This window comes from Actinoplanes sp. NPDC048796, assembly GCF_040650035.1.
Taxonomy (GTDB): domain Bacteria; phylum Actinomycetota; class Actinomycetes; order Mycobacteriales; family Micromonosporaceae; genus Actinoplanes.
The window spans coordinates 156,614-175,131 of sequence record NZ_JBEZGO010000001.1; the positions used below are offsets into that span (position 1 = coordinate 156,614).

At 71.7% G+C, this 18,518-nt stretch carries 17 protein-coding genes; 2 read left to right on the plus strand and 15 right to left on the minus strand.

The genetic code is table 11. The features are described 5' to 3' along the window. Positions 1-14: 14 nt before the first annotated feature. Positions 15-548 (plus strand): hypothetical protein, encoded by a 534-nt coding sequence (locus tag AB0C26_RS00750; protein WP_360239339.1) that lies wholly within the window; start codon positions 15-17, stop codon positions 546-548. 17 nt (positions 549-565) lie between these two features. Here the strand turns inward: AB0C26_RS00750 and AB0C26_RS00755 are convergent, their stop codons facing one another. The 8 genes from AB0C26_RS00755 to AB0C26_RS00790 form a co-directional block, all read right to left on the minus strand. Next, positions 566-1,393, minus strand: a complete 828-nt coding sequence (locus AB0C26_RS00755; RefSeq protein ID WP_360239342.1) for a shikimate dehydrogenase — start codon at positions 1,391-1,393, stop codon at positions 566-568. An 11-nt stretch (positions 1,394-1,404) separates the two neighbouring features. Beyond that, on the minus strand, positions 1,405-2,598 hold the full coding sequence (mltG, locus tag AB0C26_RS00760) for an endolytic transglycosylase MltG (RefSeq protein ID WP_360239345.1): 1,194 nt from the start codon (positions 2,596-2,598) through the stop codon (positions 1,405-1,407). Next, positions 2,595-3,053: a Holliday junction resolvase RuvX gene (gene ruvX, locus AB0C26_RS00765; RefSeq protein ID WP_360239348.1), complete on the minus strand. Its 459-nt coding sequence runs from the start codon at positions 3,051-3,053 to the stop codon at positions 2,595-2,597. Before ruvX ends, mltG begins: the two co-directional genes overlap by 4 nt. Before the next feature lie 26 nt (positions 3,054-3,079). Next, positions 3,080-5,764 carry an alanine--tRNA ligase gene (alaS, locus tag AB0C26_RS00770; RefSeq protein ID WP_360239351.1) on the minus strand — a complete coding sequence of 895 codons (2,685 nt, stop codon included), beginning with the start codon at positions 5,762-5,764 and terminating at the stop codon, positions 3,080-3,082. Continuing rightward, positions 5,761-6,027: a hypothetical protein gene (locus tag AB0C26_RS00775; protein WP_360239354.1), complete on the minus strand. Its 267-nt coding sequence runs from the start codon at positions 6,025-6,027 to the stop codon at positions 5,761-5,763. The genes alaS and AB0C26_RS00775 overlap by 4 nt, the downstream gene beginning before the upstream one ends. A 23-nt stretch (positions 6,028-6,050) precedes the next feature. Continuing rightward, the gene (locus tag AB0C26_RS00780; protein ID WP_360239357.1) at positions 6,051-6,500 is read right to left on the minus strand and encodes a DUF948 domain-containing protein; all 450 of its coding nucleotides are present in this window, start codon (positions 6,498-6,500) and stop codon (positions 6,051-6,053) included. A 75-nt stretch (positions 6,501-6,575) separates the two neighbouring features. Beyond that, positions 6,576-7,280, minus strand: coding sequence for a hypothetical protein (locus tag AB0C26_RS00785; RefSeq protein WP_360239360.1), 705 nt, complete (start codon positions 7,278-7,280; stop codon positions 6,576-6,578). A gap of 1,265 nt (positions 7,281-8,545) precedes the next feature. Next, positions 8,546-8,953: a hypothetical protein gene (locus AB0C26_RS00790; RefSeq protein WP_360239363.1), complete on the minus strand. Its 408-nt coding sequence runs from the start codon at positions 8,951-8,953 to the stop codon at positions 8,546-8,548. Between the two features lie 976 nt (positions 8,954-9,929). On the opposite strand from AB0C26_RS00790, the gene AB0C26_RS00795 reads away from it, so the two are divergent. Beyond that, positions 9,930-10,397, plus strand: coding sequence for a hypothetical protein (locus tag AB0C26_RS00795; protein ID WP_360239366.1), 468 nt, complete (start codon positions 9,930-9,932; stop codon positions 10,395-10,397). 500 nt (positions 10,398-10,897) lie between these two features. Here AB0C26_RS00795 and AB0C26_RS00800 read toward each other — a convergent pair whose 3' ends face one another. From AB0C26_RS00800 to AB0C26_RS00830, 7 genes are all read right to left on the minus strand, one after another. Beyond that, complete coding sequence (locus tag AB0C26_RS00800) at positions 10,898-12,784, minus strand: AAA family ATPase (protein ID WP_360239369.1); 1,887 nt, start codon at positions 12,782-12,784, stop codon at positions 10,898-10,900. Between the two features lie 67 nt (positions 12,785-12,851). Next, positions 12,852-13,067 carry a hypothetical protein gene (locus AB0C26_RS00805; protein ID WP_360239372.1) on the minus strand — a complete coding sequence of 72 codons (216 nt, stop codon included), beginning with the start codon at positions 13,065-13,067 and terminating at the stop codon, positions 12,852-12,854. Positions 13,068-13,132: 65 nt separating this feature from the next. Beyond that, positions 13,133-13,822, minus strand: coding sequence for a hypothetical protein (locus tag AB0C26_RS00810; protein ID WP_360239375.1), 690 nt, complete (start codon positions 13,820-13,822; stop codon positions 13,133-13,135). A 7-nt stretch (positions 13,823-13,829) separates the two neighbouring features. Then, positions 13,830-14,321, minus strand: a complete 492-nt coding sequence (locus AB0C26_RS00815) for a GyrI-like domain-containing protein (RefSeq protein WP_360239378.1) — start codon at positions 14,319-14,321, stop codon at positions 13,830-13,832. 789 nt (positions 14,322-15,110) lie between these two features. Next, the gene (locus AB0C26_RS00820; RefSeq protein ID WP_360239381.1) at positions 15,111-15,914 is read right to left on the minus strand and encodes a sugar nucleotide-binding protein; all 804 of its coding nucleotides are present in this window, start codon (positions 15,912-15,914) and stop codon (positions 15,111-15,113) included. Positions 15,915-15,951: 37 nt separating this feature from the next. After that, on the minus strand, positions 15,952-17,754 hold the full coding sequence (aspS, locus tag AB0C26_RS00825; protein ID WP_360239384.1) for an aspartate--tRNA ligase: 1,803 nt from the start codon (positions 17,752-17,754) through the stop codon (positions 15,952-15,954). A 51-nt stretch (positions 17,755-17,805) separates the two neighbouring features. Further along, positions 17,806-18,480, minus strand: a complete 675-nt coding sequence (locus AB0C26_RS00830) for a hypothetical protein (RefSeq protein ID WP_360239387.1) — start codon at positions 18,478-18,480, stop codon at positions 17,806-17,808. Between the last annotated feature and the right edge of the window lie 38 nt (positions 18,481-18,518).

The window sequence follows — 18,518 nt, forward strand, 5'->3', positions numbered from 1 at the left end:
AAACGGCCCGGGTCGTGGCGGTGGCCGAGGGCACCGGGCTCGCCGTGGGCTTCCGCCCCGTGGCCGGTGCGCTCGCCGAAACAGTGGGGGCCGGCTTGGCGGTCGCTCTGGGCGCGGGGGCCGAGACCGTCGGCTTCACCCCGGAGGCGGGAGGCGATACGGCAACGGAGGCGGTGGGGGAAACCGCAACGGAGGCGGAGGGGGAAACCGCAACCGAAGCCGGACGGGAAGCCGGACCTGAAGCGGAAGCGGTAGCCGCAACCGAAGCGGACGGGGAAACGGCAACCGAAGCGGTAGGAGAAGCCGCGCCTGAAGCCGGGGGAGAAACCGCAGCCGAGGCGGGGGCGGAAGGAGCCGGCTTGGGGGCCGCGTCGTCGGCGAAGGCCGCCGCGGCGGCCACACCGCCGATGGCGACGGCGGCAACGGCTCCGGCGGCGACCGCGAGGGCCCGGGTGGATCTGCGCATCTCAAGCTCCAGCACTGTCAGTGGGTGCACTGTCGACTGGGAGGACGCGCGGGCGCGGAAAAGGTTGGCGGCTGCGCTGTGACCTGAGCCACAAAGCGGTCAGCGGGCCGCCGCGGCCGCGAACAGGGCCGCCCGCATGGCCGCCTCCGGGGCCGGGTCGACGCCCGTGAACTGGGAGAACTGCGAGAGAGCCTGGGCCAGAAGCAGGTCGAGCCCCGAGATCACGGCCAGCCCACCGGCCACGGCCGAGGCCGCCAGCGGGGTCGGCCACGGGTCGTAGATGGCGTCGAACAGCACCGTGCCCGGCCGCCACTCCGCCTCGATGGCCAGGTGGTCGGCCGCGCCCTTGGGGACCGTCGAGATCACCGCGTCCGCGGTCAGGCTCGCCGCCGCGTCCTCCCAGGCGTGCCCGACCAGGCGGACGCCCAGGGCTTCCGCCGCCGGCGCCAGCTCGAGCCGTGCGGACGGGCGGCGGGTCACCACCGCCACCTCGGCCACTCCCAGCGACGCCGCCGCCCCGAGCGCCGCCCGGGCCGTGCCGCCACCGCCGAGCACCGTCAGCGATGTCGGCGCGCCGGCCCCCGCGTCGCGGAGCACCCGGACCATGCCGGTCACGTCGGTGTTGTCGGCGTACCAGGTGCCGTCGTCACGGCGTACCAAAGTGTTGGCCGCACCCGTCGCCACCGCGAGCGGTGACGCCTCCGCCGCCAGGCGGAGAGCCGTCTCCTTCAGGGGCATCGTCAACGACAGCCCGGCCCACTCGGGTCCGAGGGAGTCGACGAGCCCGGGCAGAGCGAGCTCGTCGACCTCGAACGACGTGTAGCGCCAGTCGGTCAGCCCGGCCGCTTGGAAGCCCGCCGTGTGGAGGACCGGCGAGAGCGAGTGGGCGATCGGCTGGCCGCAGACGGCGGCCCGGCGTGGTTGCACGGTTGAAAACCCTAGAGGACGCCGGCCTTCTTGGCCTTCTCGATGTTCCTGTTGTGCTCGGCGTACGTCTTGGCGAAGGCCGAGTGGCCCTGCTTGTCGATCGCCACGAAGAAGAACCAGTCGCCCTTCGGCGGGTTCAGCGCCGCCTCCATGGCCGCCCGGCCCGGGTTGTTGATCGGCGTCGGGGTCAGGCCCTTCTTGCCGTGCAGGCGGTACGGGTTCTTCGGGTCGGTCAGCTCGGCCAGCGTCATCTTGCCGGACGGCTTCGTCGGACGGCCGGTGAGCTGGTAGTAGTAGTTGATCCCGACGTCGAACTCGAGGCAGCCGCAGGCGATCTCGGGCGTACCGACGTAGAGGCGGTTGTACGCGACCCGTGCGACCTTGCCCAGGTCGTCCTTGTTGCCCGCCTCGGCCTGCGCGAGCGAGGCCACGGTCAGCACCTCGTTCGGCGTGAGGTTGCGGGCGCTCTGCGACTTGTCGACGAAGCCGGTCTCCTCGGCCACCGTGTTGAAGTGGCTGACCATCGTCGTGAGCATCTCGGTCGGGGTGGCCTTGGGGTCGAACTCGTACGTGTCGGGGAAGAGGAAGCCCTCGATCGACTTGGTCGCCTTGGTGTTGTTGCTGCGGTTGAACCAGAAGTCCGCCACCCCGAGCGCCTCGGGATCCTTGGCCGCCGCCTTGAAATCGTCGACCTTCTTGCCGGTCGCCTTGGCCAGGATGTCGTACACCTGGTTGGCGGTCTTGCCCTCGGGGATGGTGATGCCCTTGGAGACGCGCGCTTTGGGGTCGAGCAGCAGGGTAACGGCGCTCTCGGCCGACATCTGCTTCTTCAGGTTGTACGTGCCCGACTGGATATTCTTGCCCTTGGGGTTCGCGTCGGCCGCGTTCACGAAGGCTTTGGTGCTCTTGACGACGTCCTTGTCCACCAGCGCGTTGCCGATGTCGGTGAGCGTCGAGTTCTTGGCGATGTCGACCTGCACGGCGGCGCCGCCGCCGCCGTCGTAGTCGGCGGCGACGAAGAAGTCCTTGACCTTGGTGTAGCCGAAGTACACGCCGCCACCGAGGACGGCGAGCAGGACGAAGGCCATAAGGAACGCGACACCGGACTTACCGCCGCTTTTCTTCCCGCCGCGAGAGCCCCGGCGATGTCGGGGTCTCCCTTTCTCGGCGTTCTCGTCGAACGCGAGGTCCAGCTCGTCGATCATCTCTGCCTCCGCTGAGCGTCCAGCCAGCCCTGCAGGATCTCCACCGCGGCCGCCTGGTCGACGACCGCCCGCTGCCGCTTGCCGCGTACGCCTCGCTCGGCGAGCCTGCGGGTGGCGACCACGGTCGACATCCTCTCGTCCGCGAGGACGACCGGCACACTACCGACTGCCTCCACCAGTCGCCCAGCGTACGCACGAATGTCGATGGCGGCAGGTCCCTCGGCCCCGTTCAGGCGAACCGGGAGCCCCACCACGATCTGCACCACCTCGTGTTCCCCCACGAGGCGGACAAGCTCAGCAATGTCAGCGGGCACGGCATCGTCTGCCGCGCCCATGTCACGGGGCACCGTGACCAGGGGGGTGGCCAGGATCCCGTCAGGGTCGCTGATCGCGACCCCGACGCGCACCTTACCGACATCGACGCCCAGCCGCCTACCCCGCGACAGTGCGCTCATTCCTGGCTACCCCCAGCTACGTTCGGTCAGCTCGCGGTGTCCGCCACCGCCTTCTCCACGGCCGCGAGCAGCGCCGGAACCTGGTCGGCGGGAAGACCGCCACCCTGCGCGAGGTCGGCGTTGCCGCCGCCCCGGCCGGAGAGCGCACCCTTGACCAGATCCGCCGCCGACAGGCCACGGCCCTTGGCCGCGCTGTTCAGCGCCACGATCAGCGACGCCTTGCCGTTCGAGCGGGCCGCCACCGCGACGACCGCGGGACGAGCCGCGTCGATCTTGCCGCGGATCTCCTGAGCCAGCGTACGCACGTCGTTGCCGGCCGCGCCCTCGGGAGCCTCCGTGCCGACGTACGCCACACCGCGCAGGTCCTTGGCCTGCGACGCGAGCGTCGAAGCCCCGCCCAGCACCATCTGCGCCCGCAGCTTCTCGAGCTCCTTCTCGGCGTCGCGCAGCGCCGTCACGGTCTGCTCGACCCGGTCGGCGACCTGGTCGCCGGGCACCCGGAACAGCTCCGCGAGCCGGGAGACCAGCAGGTGCTCCTTGGCCAGGAAGCCGAACGCGTCGATGCCGACGAGCGCCTCCACCCGGCGTACACCGGAACCGATCGACTGCTCGTTGAGGATCTTCACCAGGCCCAGCTGGCCCGAGCGGTCGACGTGGGTGCCACCACACAGCTCACGCGCGTAGTCACCCACTTCAACCACACGGACCTCATCGCCGTACTTCTCACCGAACAGCGCCATCGCGCCCAGCCGGCGCGCTTCCTCCTGGGAGGTGAGGAACCAGTGAACCTCGAGGTCACGCAGCAGCACCTCGTTGACCTGCTGCTCGACGTCGTGCAGCACCGCGGGCGAGACGGCCCCGGGGGTGTTGAAGTCGAAGCGCAGCCGGCCCGGCGCGTTCAGCGAACCGGCCTGGGTCGCCGACTCGCCGAGGAACGCCCGCATGGTCTGGTGAACCAGGTGGGTCGCCGTGTGCGAGCGCGAGATCGCCTTGCGGCGGGTCACGTCGATCTCGGCGAAACCCGTCTCGCCCGTACGGACCTCGCCCTGAAGGACCCTGGCCTTGTGCACGATGAGGCCGGGGATGGGCTGCTGGACGTCGACGACCTCGAGCCGGCCGCCGCCGACGTTGATGATGCCGGTGTCGGCCTGCTGGCCACCGCCCTCGGCGTAGAACGGCGTGGTGTCGAGGACCAGCTCGACGAAGTCGCCCTCGCCGGCCACCTCGACCGAGCCGCCGCCCCCGATGATCGAGCGCACCCGGGACTCGCGGGAGACCTCCTGGTATCCCGTGAACTCGACCGGGCCACCGTTATCCAAAGCGCCCCGATAGGCCGACAGGTCCGCGTGACCCGTTTTGCGCGCGGCGGCGTCCGCCTTCGCGCGGGCCCGCTGGTCGGCCATCAGGCGGCGGAATCCGTCCTGGTCCACGGACAGGCCCTGCTCCTGCGCGATCTCCAGGGTCAGGTCGATGGGGAAGCCGTACGTGTCGTGGAGCTGGAACGCCTGCGCACCCGACAAAGTCGAATTTCCGGACTTTTTGCTGTCGGAGATCGCCGTGTCGAGGATCGTGGTGCCCGCGCGCAGGGTGGACAGGAACGCGTCCTCCTCCGCGTACGCGTACGTGGAGATCCGCTCGAAGTCCTTCTCCAGCTCGGGGTACGACGGCGCCATGCAGTCGCGCGCCACCGGCAGCAGCTCGGGCAGCGCCCGCTCCTGCCAGCCGAGTAGGCGGATGGCCCGGATCGCCCGCCGCATGATGCGCCGCAGCACGTAGCCCCGGCCCTCGTTCGACGGGGTGACCCCGTCGCCGATCAACATCAGCGCCGTACGCACGTGGTCCGCGATCACGCGCAGGCGCACGTCGTCGGGGTGCGACTCGCCGGCCACGTGACCCGAGTGCGCGCCGTACCGCTTGCCGGTCATCTCGGCCGCGCGGGCCAGGATCGGGCGGACCTCGTCGATCTCGTACAGGTTGTCGACACCCTGCAGGATCGAGGCGATCCGCTCCAGGCCCATGCCGGTGTCGATGTTCTTGTTCGGCAGCTCGCTCACGATGGTGAAGTCGGTCTTCGACTTCACGTCGGTGATCTCGTACTGCATGAAGACCAGGTTCCAGTACTCCATGAACCGGTCCTCGTCGACCTCGGGGCCGCCGTCACGCCCGTACTCCGGGCCCCGGTCGTAGAAAAGCTCGGAGCAGGGGCCGGCCGGACCCGGGATGCCCATCGACCAGTAGTTGTCCTTCTTGCCCCGGCGGACGATGCGTGACTCCGGGACGCCGATCGCGCGCCAGAGCTGGAACGCCTCGTCGTCGTCGTGGTAGACGGTCGGCCAGATGCGCTCCGGGTCGAGCCCGTAGCCGCCCTCGGCCTGCGACTTCGTCGACAGCTCCCAGGCGAGCTTGATCGCGCCCTCTTTGAAGTAGTCGCCGAACGAGAAGTTGCCGTTCATCTGGAAGAACGTGCCGTGCCGGGACGTCTTGCCGACCTCGTCGATGTCCGGCGTCCGGATGCATTTCTGCACGCTGACCGCGCGCTTGAAGGCCGGGGTCTGCTGTCCGAGGAAGTACGGCACGAACTGCACCATGCCGGCGTTGATGAACAGCAGGTTCGGGTCGTCGATGGCCGGCAGCGGGGCACTCGGCACGACCGTGTGCCCGTTGGCCTCGAAATGCGCCAGATAGCGCCGCTTGATCTCCGCCGTCTTCATCGGTTCCCCTCCTGAGCCTCGTCCGGCTCGTCCTCGTACAGCTCACCCTCGGCGAACGCCTGGTGGATCTGCTGCTCCCGCTCGGCCATGCCGTCGCGGACGTCATCCACGAAGCTACGCATCGACTCGACCAGGCCGCCAGCGGATTGCGACAGCGAGGTGGCGATGCCGGACGGGGTGTACTCGTTCGCCTTCTGCGTGAGCTTGCGAACGACGATGGCGCCGACGGCCAAGCCGACACCCAGCCAGAGCAGGCGCTTCATGGCTTTTTCCTCCGAGTGAGTTTTCAGCGGGCGGCTTTGCGGCGGGTCTTGATTTCCGTACGGACGGCGCGGTCCTCGTCGGCCCGGCGGCGCGCGGCGGCGGCCTTGCGCAGGCCGTACCCGAACGAGGCCACCTTGACGAGCGGGTTCGCGGCGGCCGCGGCCACGACCGTGGACAGGTTGGCCACGTTGGCGGTCACGTGAGCGGCGTGCTCGGTGATCGTGTCGACCTTGGCCAGTTGGACGTTGACACCGTCCAAAGAGACCTGAACCTGGCCGAGCGCGCTATTGACGTTACGCACCGTGTCGTTGACGTCACCCAGCAGCGGCCCGGTCCGGTCGGTCAGGTCATTGATCGCCCTGGTGGCGGCGTCGACCGTGCGGCCCAGCTTGAGGATCGGCACGGCCAGCACGATGACGAGCATCAAGAAGGCGCCCGCCGCGATCAGGCCTGCGATTTCTCCGGCGTCCATGAGGCGCTTCTCCCTTACGTGGTCACGGGTGGCGAGTCAACGTGCAGACCCTACCGTCCGTGACCGCGAGCCGCGTCACGACGCCGAGGGTGTCGGCTCCAAGAGCGGATCATTCGACAGGACCGGGTCCGGAGTCTCGCCCACGAGCGGGCTCTCCTGCACCTCCGGCTTGCCCCGCGTGTCGGCGATCGCGTTCTGCACCTTGATGCTCACGGTGGAGCCGGTGCAGTTCTTCGGATCGACCGGCTCGGTACCCGTGTCCTGGGCGGCGACCTGATCCACCTGGCACTCCGGCAACCGCACCCAGAGGTCCAAAGTGAATTCGTCTCGCTTCCAGCAGCTGTACGTGCCGTCCTCCGGCCCCACCGGCTGCTCAGGACACTCGGCGACCTTCCACGGCTGCCAGCCGGCGGCGCTCAGCGCGGCGGTGTAGACCTGCGTGGTCTCCTTGAACGGCTTGGCCGACTGGGCGATCCGCTCCCGGAAGGTGCAGTCGATGAAGCACCAGCGGCTGCCGCTGCTCTGATCGTCCACCTTCTCGGCGGCCCAGGCCGGCACGTCGAGCGAGTTCAGGGACCCGAAGACGGGATCGTTGCCGGCGGCCCTCAGCCCGAAGAAGGCGGGCAGCACGAGAAGCACGACAGCGGCGAGAGAGACCAGAGTCACGACGCGCAGACGCCGCTGAGTCCGCAGTTTCTCCCGGAACCCACCGACGACACCGGCGGGTTCGTCCTCGGTCCCCGCTGCGGCGGCTTTGGCGGCCGCGGCCCGGGCGCCCACGACGGGACTGACTCTCGCGCCTTGCGGCGCTCCATCTTCACCCGTCTGGTGTACGCCCGGAGTACCGGCCCGCACATCGGCGGGCACCGCGCCGACGCGGGCGGCTCCTACCGAGGCGGCGCCCACGGAGGCCGCTCCTACGGACGCCGCACCCACGGAGGCAGCACCCACGGACGCAGCACCCACCGAGGCGGCACCCACGGAGGCAGCACCCACCGAGGCGGCACCCACGGACGCCGCGCCCACCGAGGCAGCTCCGACAGGCGCGGCCCCTACCGAGGCTGACGCCCGGCCGCCGACCGGGGCTCCGCCCACTGCCGGACGACCCGCCGGGGCGCCTCCCGGTACCGGGGCTGCTCCCGCTACTGGGGCTGCTCCCGCTGCTGGACCTCCCACCGACGCCGAACCCGTTACCGGGCCGCCGCGCGAGGCCAGACCCGGCCCTCCCACCGAGGCAGCACCGGTCACCGGCCCACTCGTGTTCGGGCCGGCCACCGACGCGGCGCCGCCGGCCGGACCACCCCTCGCAACGGGGCCGCTTACCGGCCCGCGTCCGCGGCGGCCACCCGGCAGCTCACCCGAAGCCTCCGGATCGAAGTCCTCCTGCCCGTGGCGGCCACGCCGCCCGTCCTCACCATCCGAGCCGTAGCGCCCCGCTCCGTCAGCGTCGCCACCTTGCCCATGCCGCCCCCCGGCCCCAGCAATCGGCCCGGACCCGAAGTCGTCGCTACTACCCGGCCCACGCCGCCCGTCCGGCCCGGAACCGAACTCATCGCCGCCACCCGGCCCACGCCGGCCGCCCGGCCCGAACTCATCGCCGCCACCCGGCCCACGCCGACCGCCCGGGCCGAACTCATCGCCGCCGCCCGGCCCACGCCGGCCGCCCGGCCCGGACCCGGCGTCGTCGCTGCCACCGGGCCCATGCTGCGGCTGTCCCGGGGAGACCGGCCCGGCCGGAACGGCACCGGTGGGGAATCCCCCACGCGCGCCCGGCCCTGGCCCCTGCCCCGCACGAGGCGCGACGCCACCCGACCCCTCACCCGGCCGCTGAACGACACCGGACCCGCCCGCCATCGCACCGGCCCGCCCGGGAAGGGCCGGCGTCCGTACGCCACCCCGCCCCGGCACCACCGGCGGCACGACACTGGCCGCCGCCCGCACCGGCCCGGTACCCGGCGCTCCACCTCGGAAGCCCCCGGTCGTCTCACTCTGCCCGGCCCCCGGGTTCGGCCCCACAGAGGGCTCGGCAGGTCGCTGACCACCGGTCACCGGCCCCGAGGTGCCTGGGCCACGCTGACCACCCTGCGGCGGAACAGCACGCCCGGCTCGCCCTCGCGGCCCCTCAGGCCCACGGCGACCGTTCCCGTCCTCCGGCCCGGCATAACCGGACTCACCGGCACCCGGCCCACCAAAGCCAGCACCCGGCCCACCGAACCCCGGACCGCCAGCGCCCGGCCCACCAAACCCTGGACCGCCAGCACCACCAGCGCCCGGCCCACCGACACCTGCACCGCCAGCACCGCCGACAGCCGGCCCACCGAAACCTGGACCGCCAGCACCGCCAGCAGCCGGCCCACCGAAACCTGGACCGCCAGCACCGCCAGCAGCCGGCCCGCCGAAGCCGGGGCCGCCGGGCGCCGGGGAACCGGGTGCGGCCGACGCGCCGAAGCCACCGGTCGTGTCGGAATTCCCGCCACGGCCCTGGGACCGACGGCCGCCGTCGCTGGGATCGGAAACGCCGTGCCGTCCCGATCGGCCACCCGGGCCCTCGCCATCCGGCGCGCCGTGCCGTCCGGTCGGCTGCTCTCCACCGGGATAGCCATGCCCCGCATCGGAGACCGGCCGGCCCGTACCGGCTGAACCAAGATCGTTGGGGCGGCCCCTGGAATCACGGCCGCCGAACTCCGGCGCCGGTACGCCTGAGACCGGACGCCCAGCGCCACCGGACCCTGGGGCCGGGACACCCGACACCGGACGCCCCGCACCGTCGTACCCCGCACCGTCGTACCCCGGACCTGGAACACCCGGCACCGGACGCCCAGCGCCATCGAATCCCGGCGCCGGAACGCCCGACACCGGACGCCCCGCACCGCCGAACCCGGAAGCGGGCACGCCGGAGACCGGGCCCGGACCGCCGGCCTGCGGTCCATCGGAGCGGAACCGATCACGCCCGCGAACCGGCGGAGAAGAAGTAGGCCGCGACGCCGGCGACACCGGGCGCGCGGAAGGAATCTCCGGGGCATTGCCGGAGAGCGGAATGGGACCCGAGGTCATCCCGTCGACGGCGTACGGCTCGGCTTCGACACCGCGGCGTGCCGCGCCCCCGAACGGCTGCTCCGGTCCGCCCCGTCCGGGCACGGAAGCCGCGCCCCGGCCGGCCGGCACACCGGAACCAGGCATGCCCGGCCCGGAAGCCGGCTGCCCCGGACCACCCTGCCCTGGAATGCCCTGCCCTGCAATGCCCTGCCCTGCAATGCCCTGCCCTGGGATGCCCTGCCCAGGAGTGCCCTGCCCAGGAGTGCCCTGCCCGGGTAGGCCCTGCCCGGGACCGCCTTGACCGGCCGTCGCGCGCCCTGGGCCGGCTTGACCCGGAATGGCCCGACCGGCCGACGCGCGACCGGGCTGACCCTGAGCGGAGACTGGTCCACTTTGACCGACTTGCCCCTGTCCGGGCACGGCATGCCCAGGACCACCTTGGCCGCCCTGGCCCTGCCCGGGGACGGCCCGGCCGGGAGTACCTTGGCCGCCCTGTCCGGGCAGCGATCGGCCGGTAGCGCCTTGACCGCTTTGTCCCTGCCCGGGCACGGCTCGCCCAGGAGCACCCTGCCCGGGACGGAATCGGCCGGGCGCCCCTTCGCCGAGAGCTGGCTGACCCGGCACCTGACCGGGCGATATCGGACCAGGCGGCAGCTGGCCCGAAGGAGTCTGTCCAGGCGGGACCCGCCCGGAAGGGAACTGTCCGGAGGTCTGCCCGCTTTGCGCCCGGCCGGCACCCGCGGTTCCAGCCGGCGGAACAGCCCGGCCGGGACCCTGCGGCCCGGCCGTCGGTACAGCCCGACCAGCACCCTGTGGTCCTGTCGGCGGAACAGCCCGACCAGCACCCTGGGGTCCGGCTGATGGAACTGGTCGACCGGCGCCCTGAGGTCCGGGTGGTGGAACAGCCCGACCAGCACCCTGCGGTCCGGACGGCGGAACAGCTCGACCGGCGCCCTGTGGGCCGGGAGGCGGAACGGCTCGGCTGGGAGTGCCGGACGGGGCCGCGGCGCCTCGGCCCGGAGCCGGGGGGCTCTGGGGGGCGGCGGGTGGGCGGCGGTCGGAGTCGTCGCTGGAGTCGTGGAAGCCGGGGATGGCCAGGTCGTCGTCGGGCTCCTCGTCGGGGCCCGGAGCCAGACGCCCGGATTTGCTGTATCTGGTTTCTCCGGCCAGGGTGCCGGGGCCGATCGCGGAGCGCTGCTGCTTGGCCGTACGCAGGTCGTCGAGCCAGCCGGTCTCTTCGGGCTGCACGATCTCGGGCTCGGCCGGTTCCTGGCGGCCTCGTCCGAACCGGCGGCCCTTGCGCCCGCCGGCCTGCTCGTTGCCCAGGTCAGCGTCGTCGGGCCGTTCGGCACCGCGCGGTGTCACGGTCGTTCCTCTCCGGCGGCTGCGCCGCTGTCGTCTCCCCGGCCGTCCATGGCCTTCGATCCCGGATCGGCCTTTGCTTCCGGATCGGAGAAGGTACCAGGGTCACCTGTGTACGAGCTGCCCTCGGCATCGCGTACGTCCGCGGGCTTCCGATCCGCCGACGAGCGTGCCCCAGATTTGCCCTTCGCACCACCCGCCGCGCGGCGGACGCGACCCGCCGAAGGTCCACCCGCCGACGAATCAGCAGCTCCGACCCGGTCACCGCCATCGGAACCACCCACCGCGGAGGAATCCGTCACAACCGCGCCATCAGCAACGGCCCGCCGCGGCCGGCTCCCCCGAGCCGTCGCCCCACTCTCGGGTGCACTTTCAGTCGCCAATTCAGCACCCTGCGCGTCATCGCCGGATTCCACCCCGTTCAAAGAGGCCTCCACAGGCCCGGGAGTGGGGGTGGGAGAGGGAGACGCGCCGGCCGCAAGCGGAGGGGTGTCAGGCGTAGCCGCGGCAGGCGCGGCTGGTCGCGGGACGGCCAGCCCTCGGACGATGCGGCGGAGTTTCGGGACGCGGTCGTTGACCGCCCGTTCGGCGCCGTGGTCTGTGGGGCGGTAGTACTCCGCCTCCAGGAGGTCGTCGGGGACGTACTGCTGGGTGACCACTCCGCGGCTGTCGTCGTGGGGGTAGCGGTATCCCCGTCCGTGCCCCAGACCTCGCGCCCCCGGGTAGTGGGCGTCGCGCAAGTGGGTCGGCACCGGGCCTCCGCGGCCCGCCCGGACGTCGGCCATGGCCTCGCCGATGGCTGTGGTCACCGCGTTCGACTTCGGGGCGGTGGCCATGTGCACCACCGCCTGGGCCAGGTTGAGCTGGCACTCCGGCAGGCCGATGGTCTGCACCGCCTGGGCCGCCGCCGTCGCCACCAGCAGGGCCTGCGGGTCGGCCATGCCCACGTCCTCGCTGGCGAAGATGACGATGCGCCGGGCGATGAAACGGGGGTCCTCCCCCGCGACCAGCATGCGGGCCAGCCAGTGCAGGGCCGCGTCGGGGTCACTGCCGCGCATGCTCTTGATGAAGGCGCTGGTGATGTCGTAGTGGGCGTCGCCGTCGCGGTCGTAGCGGACCGCCGCCACGTCGACCGCTTTCTCGGCCGTGGCCAGGTCGATCTCGGTGACCTGTTGGGCCAGGGCGGAGCCGGCGGCCGCCTCCAGTGCGGTGAGCGCTTTACGGACGTCGCCGGACGCCAGCCGTACGAAATGGTCCTCGGCCTCGGCACTCAGCGTGACCGCACCGCCCAGGCCCCTTTCGTCAGTTACCGCGCGCCGCAGCAGGCCGCGGACGTCATCGTCGTCCAGCGCCTGCAGCGTCAGCAGCACACAGCGGGAAAGCAGAGGCGAGATGACCGAGAAGTACGGATTTTCGGTCGTGGCCGCGAGCAGCGTGACCGTCCGGTCCTCGACGGCGGCGAGCAGCGAATCCTGCTGGGTCTTGCTGAAGCGGTGCACCTCGTCGATGAACAGCACCGTCGGCGGGCCGCCCGAGCGGCGTTCGCGGCGGGCCGTGTCGATCACCGCGCGGACGTCCTTGACACCGGCGGTCAGCGCCGACATGGCGACGAACTTGCGGTTCGTGGCGCCGGCGACCAGATGGGCGATGGTGGTCTTGCCGGTGCCGGGCGGGCCCCACAGGATCACCGACATGGGGCTGGCCCCGGTGACCAGCTGGCGCAGCGGGGCGCCGGGGGCGAGCAGATGTCCCTGGCCGACCAGCTCGTCGAGGTTCGCCGGGCGCATCCGCACCGGGAGCGGCGAGTCCTCCGCGGGAGGGGTCAGGGCGTCACCTGGTGCGGATGCGCCCGGCTGCGCCAGGGAGAAGAGCCCGTCCATTTCCATCGGGGAAAACAGTACCGGCCCGTGGCTTCACGTTCGAAACGCGCCGCCACGGGCCGGTGCCGTCGGATCAGCCGCGACCGGGGCGACGGCCGTAGAAGCGGCGGCCGCTGCCGGAACCGGCGCGCGGGCCCGAGCCCACGCCGGCCAGGTAGAGCGCGAGCAGCAGCAGGCCGAGCGACGCCATGGTGGGGAAGTTGAACAGATCGGGGGCGCCGAGGTTGGTGTTGAACAGGTCGAGAAGCAGCCAGATGCCGAAGACGATGGCGGCGGCGATAGCAAGCATGTCTATTTCCTCCGGGGGGTGAGAGCGCTGACATGCAGATACCCAGGTGACCTCGCTCACCAAACTCATAGGACATTCACCGCCCGGGCGATGACCAGCGCCGCCGTCACGAGCGCGATCGCCGACTCGAGCGCCATGGCGGCCTTGACCCACCGGGTCAGCGGCAGGGTGTCGGTCGGGCTGAACGCCGTGGCGTTGGTGAACGCGACGTAGAAGTAGTCGAGGAAGCGCGGCTCCCAGTCCTTGGCCACCATGTCGGGGGCCGTCATGGGCGGGAAGAGCAGGTCCGGGTACGGGTCGGTGCCGTGCGCCCGCCGGGCCGGGCCACCCCGGTCGAGCTCCCAGAACCACACCGCGAAGGTGAGCACGTTGATCAGGTAGATGGCGCTGCCCCCGGCCAGCAGCTGCGCCGCCGAGCCGGTGTCGCGCCCGCTGACGATGGCGTGCACCAGCATCCCGACCGAGGAGGCGGTGCCGAGGCTGGCCACGGCGATCAGGCTGAGGCTGAGCATCCGCAGGGCCGGGGTGTCGCGGTGGATGCGGCCGGGGTCGGCAGCGAACAGGACGACGCCGATGGTCAGCTCGATCGCCGGCAGCAGCCAGTGCGGTCCCAGCGTGAGCCGGGCCGGCAGCGTCCACTGCAGCGCGATCATCACGGCGATCGCGACCGTGGCCGGCCACCGGTGTTCGCCGCGGGTCCGCCGCCGCCAGGCGGGGCCGAGCGCCTCGGTCAGTTTCTCGATCTCGTCGGGCACACGCCCATCATGCGGCCAGTTTGAACAGCAGGACCGTCTCCCACTTGTGCATGTCCGGTTCCTTGGCCGGGTCGGTCATCATCATCTCGAGCCGGCAGCCCCACACCTCGCCGGTCGGGGTGGGCTGCATGTCCCAGGCCAGACCGCGGTCCTGCGCCCACCCGAGCAGCCGGGCGGTGACACCCATCAGCTCGTCGGGGTGCCCGACGTGGGTGAGGGTGGCGTAGCGACCGGCGGGCAGGGTGTCGGCGAACATCGGCGAGGCGATCTCGGTGGGCGCCGAAACCGGGATGCCGGCCTCGACGACGAGGTCGGCCGACATGTCGATCACGCGGTACCGGAAGAACGGCGCCCCGGCGACCGGCACACCCCGCTCGGCGAGGCGGGCGAGCATGCCGGGCAGATGGTCGGCGACCCGCGCGAACTCGGTCATCGTGATCGACTCACGCCGCCCGACGTACGGCTGTTCACCCAGCTCCACGATCTTCGGCTCCACCATCCCAGTCTCACAGCCCATCACCCCACCCGCACGTCGGCGGCTCCCGCCCGCCACCCGTTCGATGCCCCGAAGCGCCACCACCCGGACGGGGAAGCGCTTACCCCGCCAGGGCAGCGGAGAGGAGACGCGAGGGCGAGGGGCGCGAAGACGGTCGATGCTAATAAATGCTGATAAAAGCGGCACGGAGGTACGGAGGTACGGGGGCGAGGCGGGCGGAAGTGCGGAGGTACCGAGGTGAGGCGGCGCAAAGGTAAGGCGATGCGAAAGTGAAGCGACGCGGACGTGAAGCGACGCGGACGTGAAGCGACGCGGAGGCGCAAGGGCCGCAAGGGCACCCAGGCACCCAGCCACCCAGGCACCCAGGCACCCAGGCACGAAGGCACCCAGGCACGAAGGCACGAAGGCACGGAGACGCGGAGGTACGAAGACGCGGAGGCGCAAGGGCGCGAAGGCGCGGAGGCGCAAGGACGCGAAGGCGCGGAGGCGCAAGGACGCGAAGACGCGGAGGCGCAAGGACGCGAAGGCGCGGAGGCGCAAGGACGCGAAGGCGCGGAGGCGCAAGGACGCGAAGGTACGGAGGCGCGAAGGCACGAACGCACGGAGGCGCGGAGATGGAGATTAGGCGCGGCAGAGGTGCGGAGGTGCAGCGGCGCAGAGGTAAGGCGGCGTGGAAGTGAGGTGGGGCGGAGACGAGGGGTGGGGCGGCGCAAGGCGCGCGGAGATGGGCGGCGCGAGGGCGCAGTCAAGGGGGCCGCAGGTAGGCGCGGAGGTGGGGCCTGGCAGGCGGTGTCAGAGGAATTCTGAGACGGGCCGTAGGCGCGTGCGGAGGATGGAGCGGGCCAGTGACGTGTCGAGTTTGACGTCGAGGGGGCGGGGGCCCATGGCCGCGTCGGTGCTGAGGCCGACCGGGACGGCGGACTCGTTCAGGCCGTGGGTGCGGGCCACCAGCCGGCCGAAGTCGGCGCGGGAGATGGGCTCGGGGCCGGCCACGTTGATGACGCCGCTGAAGCGGGAGTCGGCCAGTTCCAGGATGGCGGCGGCCAGGTCGGCCACGTGGATGGGGCAGCGGATCTCGTCGGAGAACATCGTGCCCGGCTCGCGGCCCGCGGCCACGTCGAGGGCGAACCGCACGTGCTTGCTCTCGTCCGTGCCCGCGATCAGGGACGTCCGCACGATCACCGCGGCCGGGGAGATCGCGGCCACCGCCGTCTCGGCCGCCGCCTTGGCCGAACCGTACTGGGACACCGGCGTCGGGGCGTCCGCCTCGGTGTACCACGCCGCTCGCCCCGCGTGCAGCGCGTCGGTGGACACGTGCACCAGGCGGGCGCCGATCGCGGCGGCCTCCGCGGCCACGGCGGCGCCGCCGTCGGCCAGGACACGCCAGTCGTTCGCGTGGCCGACGCAGTTGACGACCAGGCGGGGCAGCACCGCGGTGACGACCGCGTGCACCGCCTTGCGGTCGGTCACGTCGACCGGCACGTGACCGCCGGCCGCGGTGGTGGCCGTTCCCACCACCGCGTGCCCGGCGGCCCGGGCCTGCCGCACGACCTCACTGCCGAGATATCCCGAGGCTCCGACGATCAGTGTGCTCATAGGACGGAAGTACCTCAGATTCTCTCGGCCGGCAAGGTCAGTTCGAGCGCTCCACGGGCGCCGCCTGGCCGTCGGTGCCGGGGGTGCCGGCCGCCGGCTTCGGCTTGGCGTCGATGCCGGCCTCGAGACGCTGCTGCGCCGTGATCGGGGTGGGCGCCGTGGTCAGCGGGTCGTAGCCGCCGCGCGTCTTGGGGAACGCGATGACCTCGCGGATCGAGTCGTTGCCGGAGAGCAGCATGCAGGTGCGGTCCCAGCCGAGCGCGATGCCGGCGTGCGGCGGCGGGCCGTACTTGAACGCCTCGAGCAGGAAGCCGAACTTGTCCTGCGCCTCCTCGGGGGTGATGCCGAGCAGGTCGAAGACCCGGCTCTGCACGTCGGCCCGGTGGATACGGACGCTGCCGCCGCCGATCTCGTTGCCGTTGACGACGATGTCGTACGCGTACGCGAGGGCCTGGTCGGGCGCCTCCTCGAAGCGGTCGATCCACTCGTCGTTGGGCGAGGTGAACGGGTGGTGGACGGCGGTCCAGCCGCCCTCGTCGGTCTTCTCGAACATGGGCGCGTCGACGACCCAGCAGAACGCCCAGGCCGACTCGTCGATCAGGTTCGAGCGCTTGGCGATCTCGATACGGGCCGCGCCGAGCAGCTCCTGCGCCTCGCGACGCTCAGCCGCCGCGGCGAAGAAGATGGCGTCGCCCGGTTTGGCGCCCACCGCGTCGGCCAGCCCCGACAAATGCTCAGCAGACAGATTTTTCGCAACCGGTCCCCGAGCCTCGCCGGTGTCGGCGTCGAGCACCACGTACGCCAGACCGCGGGCCCCGCGAGCCTTGGCCCAGTCCTGCCAGCCGTCCAGCTCTTTACGGGTCTGCGATGCTCCGCCGGGCATGACCACCGCACCGACGTAGCCACCGGCGTCGATGGCGCCGGCGAAAACGCGGAAGGAGGTGCCCGCAAGGTAGGAAGTCAGCTCGACCAGCTCGACCCCGTACCGCAGGTCGGGCTTGTCGGAACCGTAGCGGTTCATCGCGTCGGTCCAGGTGATCCGCGGGATCGGCAGCTGCACCTGGTAGCCGGCGAGCTCGCCCCACAGCCGGGACACGATCTCCTCGCCCAGCTCGATGATGTCCTCCTGGGTCACGAAGGACATCTCGATGTCGAGCTGGGTGAACTCGGGCTGCCGGTCGGCCCGGAAGTCCTCGTCGCGGTAGCAGCGCGCGATCTGGTAGTACCGCTCCATGCCGGCCACCATGAGCAGCTGCTTGAACAGCTGCGGGGACTGCGGCAGGGCGTACCAGGTGCCGGGCTGCAGGCGTACCGGAACCAGGAAGTCGCGGGCGCCCTCGGGAGTCGACCGGGTGAGGGTCGGCGTCTCGATCTCGTTGAAGTCGCGGGCGTGCAGCACCTCGCGGGCGATCTGGTTGGCCCGGCTGCGCAGGCGCAGCGCGCTCGCCGGGCCGGAGCGGCGCAGGTCGAGGTAGCGGTACTTCAGGCGCAGGTCGTCGGACGCGGTGATCGTGTCGTCGACCGGCAGCGGCAGCGGGGCCGCCTCGGACAGGACGGTCAGCTGCGAGGCGACCACCTCGATCTCGCCGGTGGCCAGCTCGGGGTTGGCGTTGCCCTCGGGGCGGGCCGAGACCTGGCCCTCGACCAGCACGCAGAACTCGTTGCGCAGCGCGTGCGCGTCCTCCTCGCGGAAGACCACCTGGACCACGCCGGAGGCGTCCCGGAGATCGACGAAGATGACACCGCCGTGGTCGCGCCGGCGGGCCACCCACCCGGCGAGGGTCACCGTCGAGCCGGCGTCGCTCGCGCGAAGGCTGCCGGCGTTGTGCGTACGGATCACGGGATGCTCTCCTCATCAAGCTGTCAGGGCACCCGCCATTCTGTCAGGTGCTCAGCCCCCGACCTTCCACGAGGTGGCCCGCATGCCCGCCGTGCCGGTGGTGCCGACCTCGGTGATCTCGACGAGCGCCATCTTGGCCGGCGTGCCGGCGGTCAGCACGCACAGCACGGCCCCCTTGCGGACGGCCACGGTGGCGCCCGGGCCGAGCGGGGCGGTGCGGATGGCGCGGTCGCAGCCGGCGGCGTCGGTGTCGGAGCCCTGCACCTGGGCGCCCGCGGTCGCGCCGGGCCCGAGGGTCAGATTGGGCACGCCGGTGCCGCAGCGACTGTCGTACCGCAAATCGCTCTTCTTCTCCTCGGCGTTGGACCGGGGCTCGTCCAGGTCGAGGAAGAGTACGGCCGAGCAGCCGACCTGCACTTTCAGGGGCTCTTGGGCGTACGTGACGTGGTAGCCGCCGCCGGTCGGGACCGGCGCCGCCGGCGGGCGTTCGGCGACCGCGCGCGCCGCCTGCGAGGAGCGCCAGGCGACGAAGACGGCCACCGCGGCCACGTTCAGCGCGAACAGCGCGACTCCCGCGACCAGCAGCAGCGGCCAGTTGCGGCGAGGCCGGGGTTTCGTACCGCCGAGCTTCTCGGTCGGCCCGTCCGGGATGCCCGCGCTCTGGTTGATCTGGTAGGGGTCGCGCGGCTTCGACGGGTTGTTGTTCGACGCGCGGAAGACAGACATGGAGCGGGCTCCCATCGGCAGGGGCAAACCGGGTGATC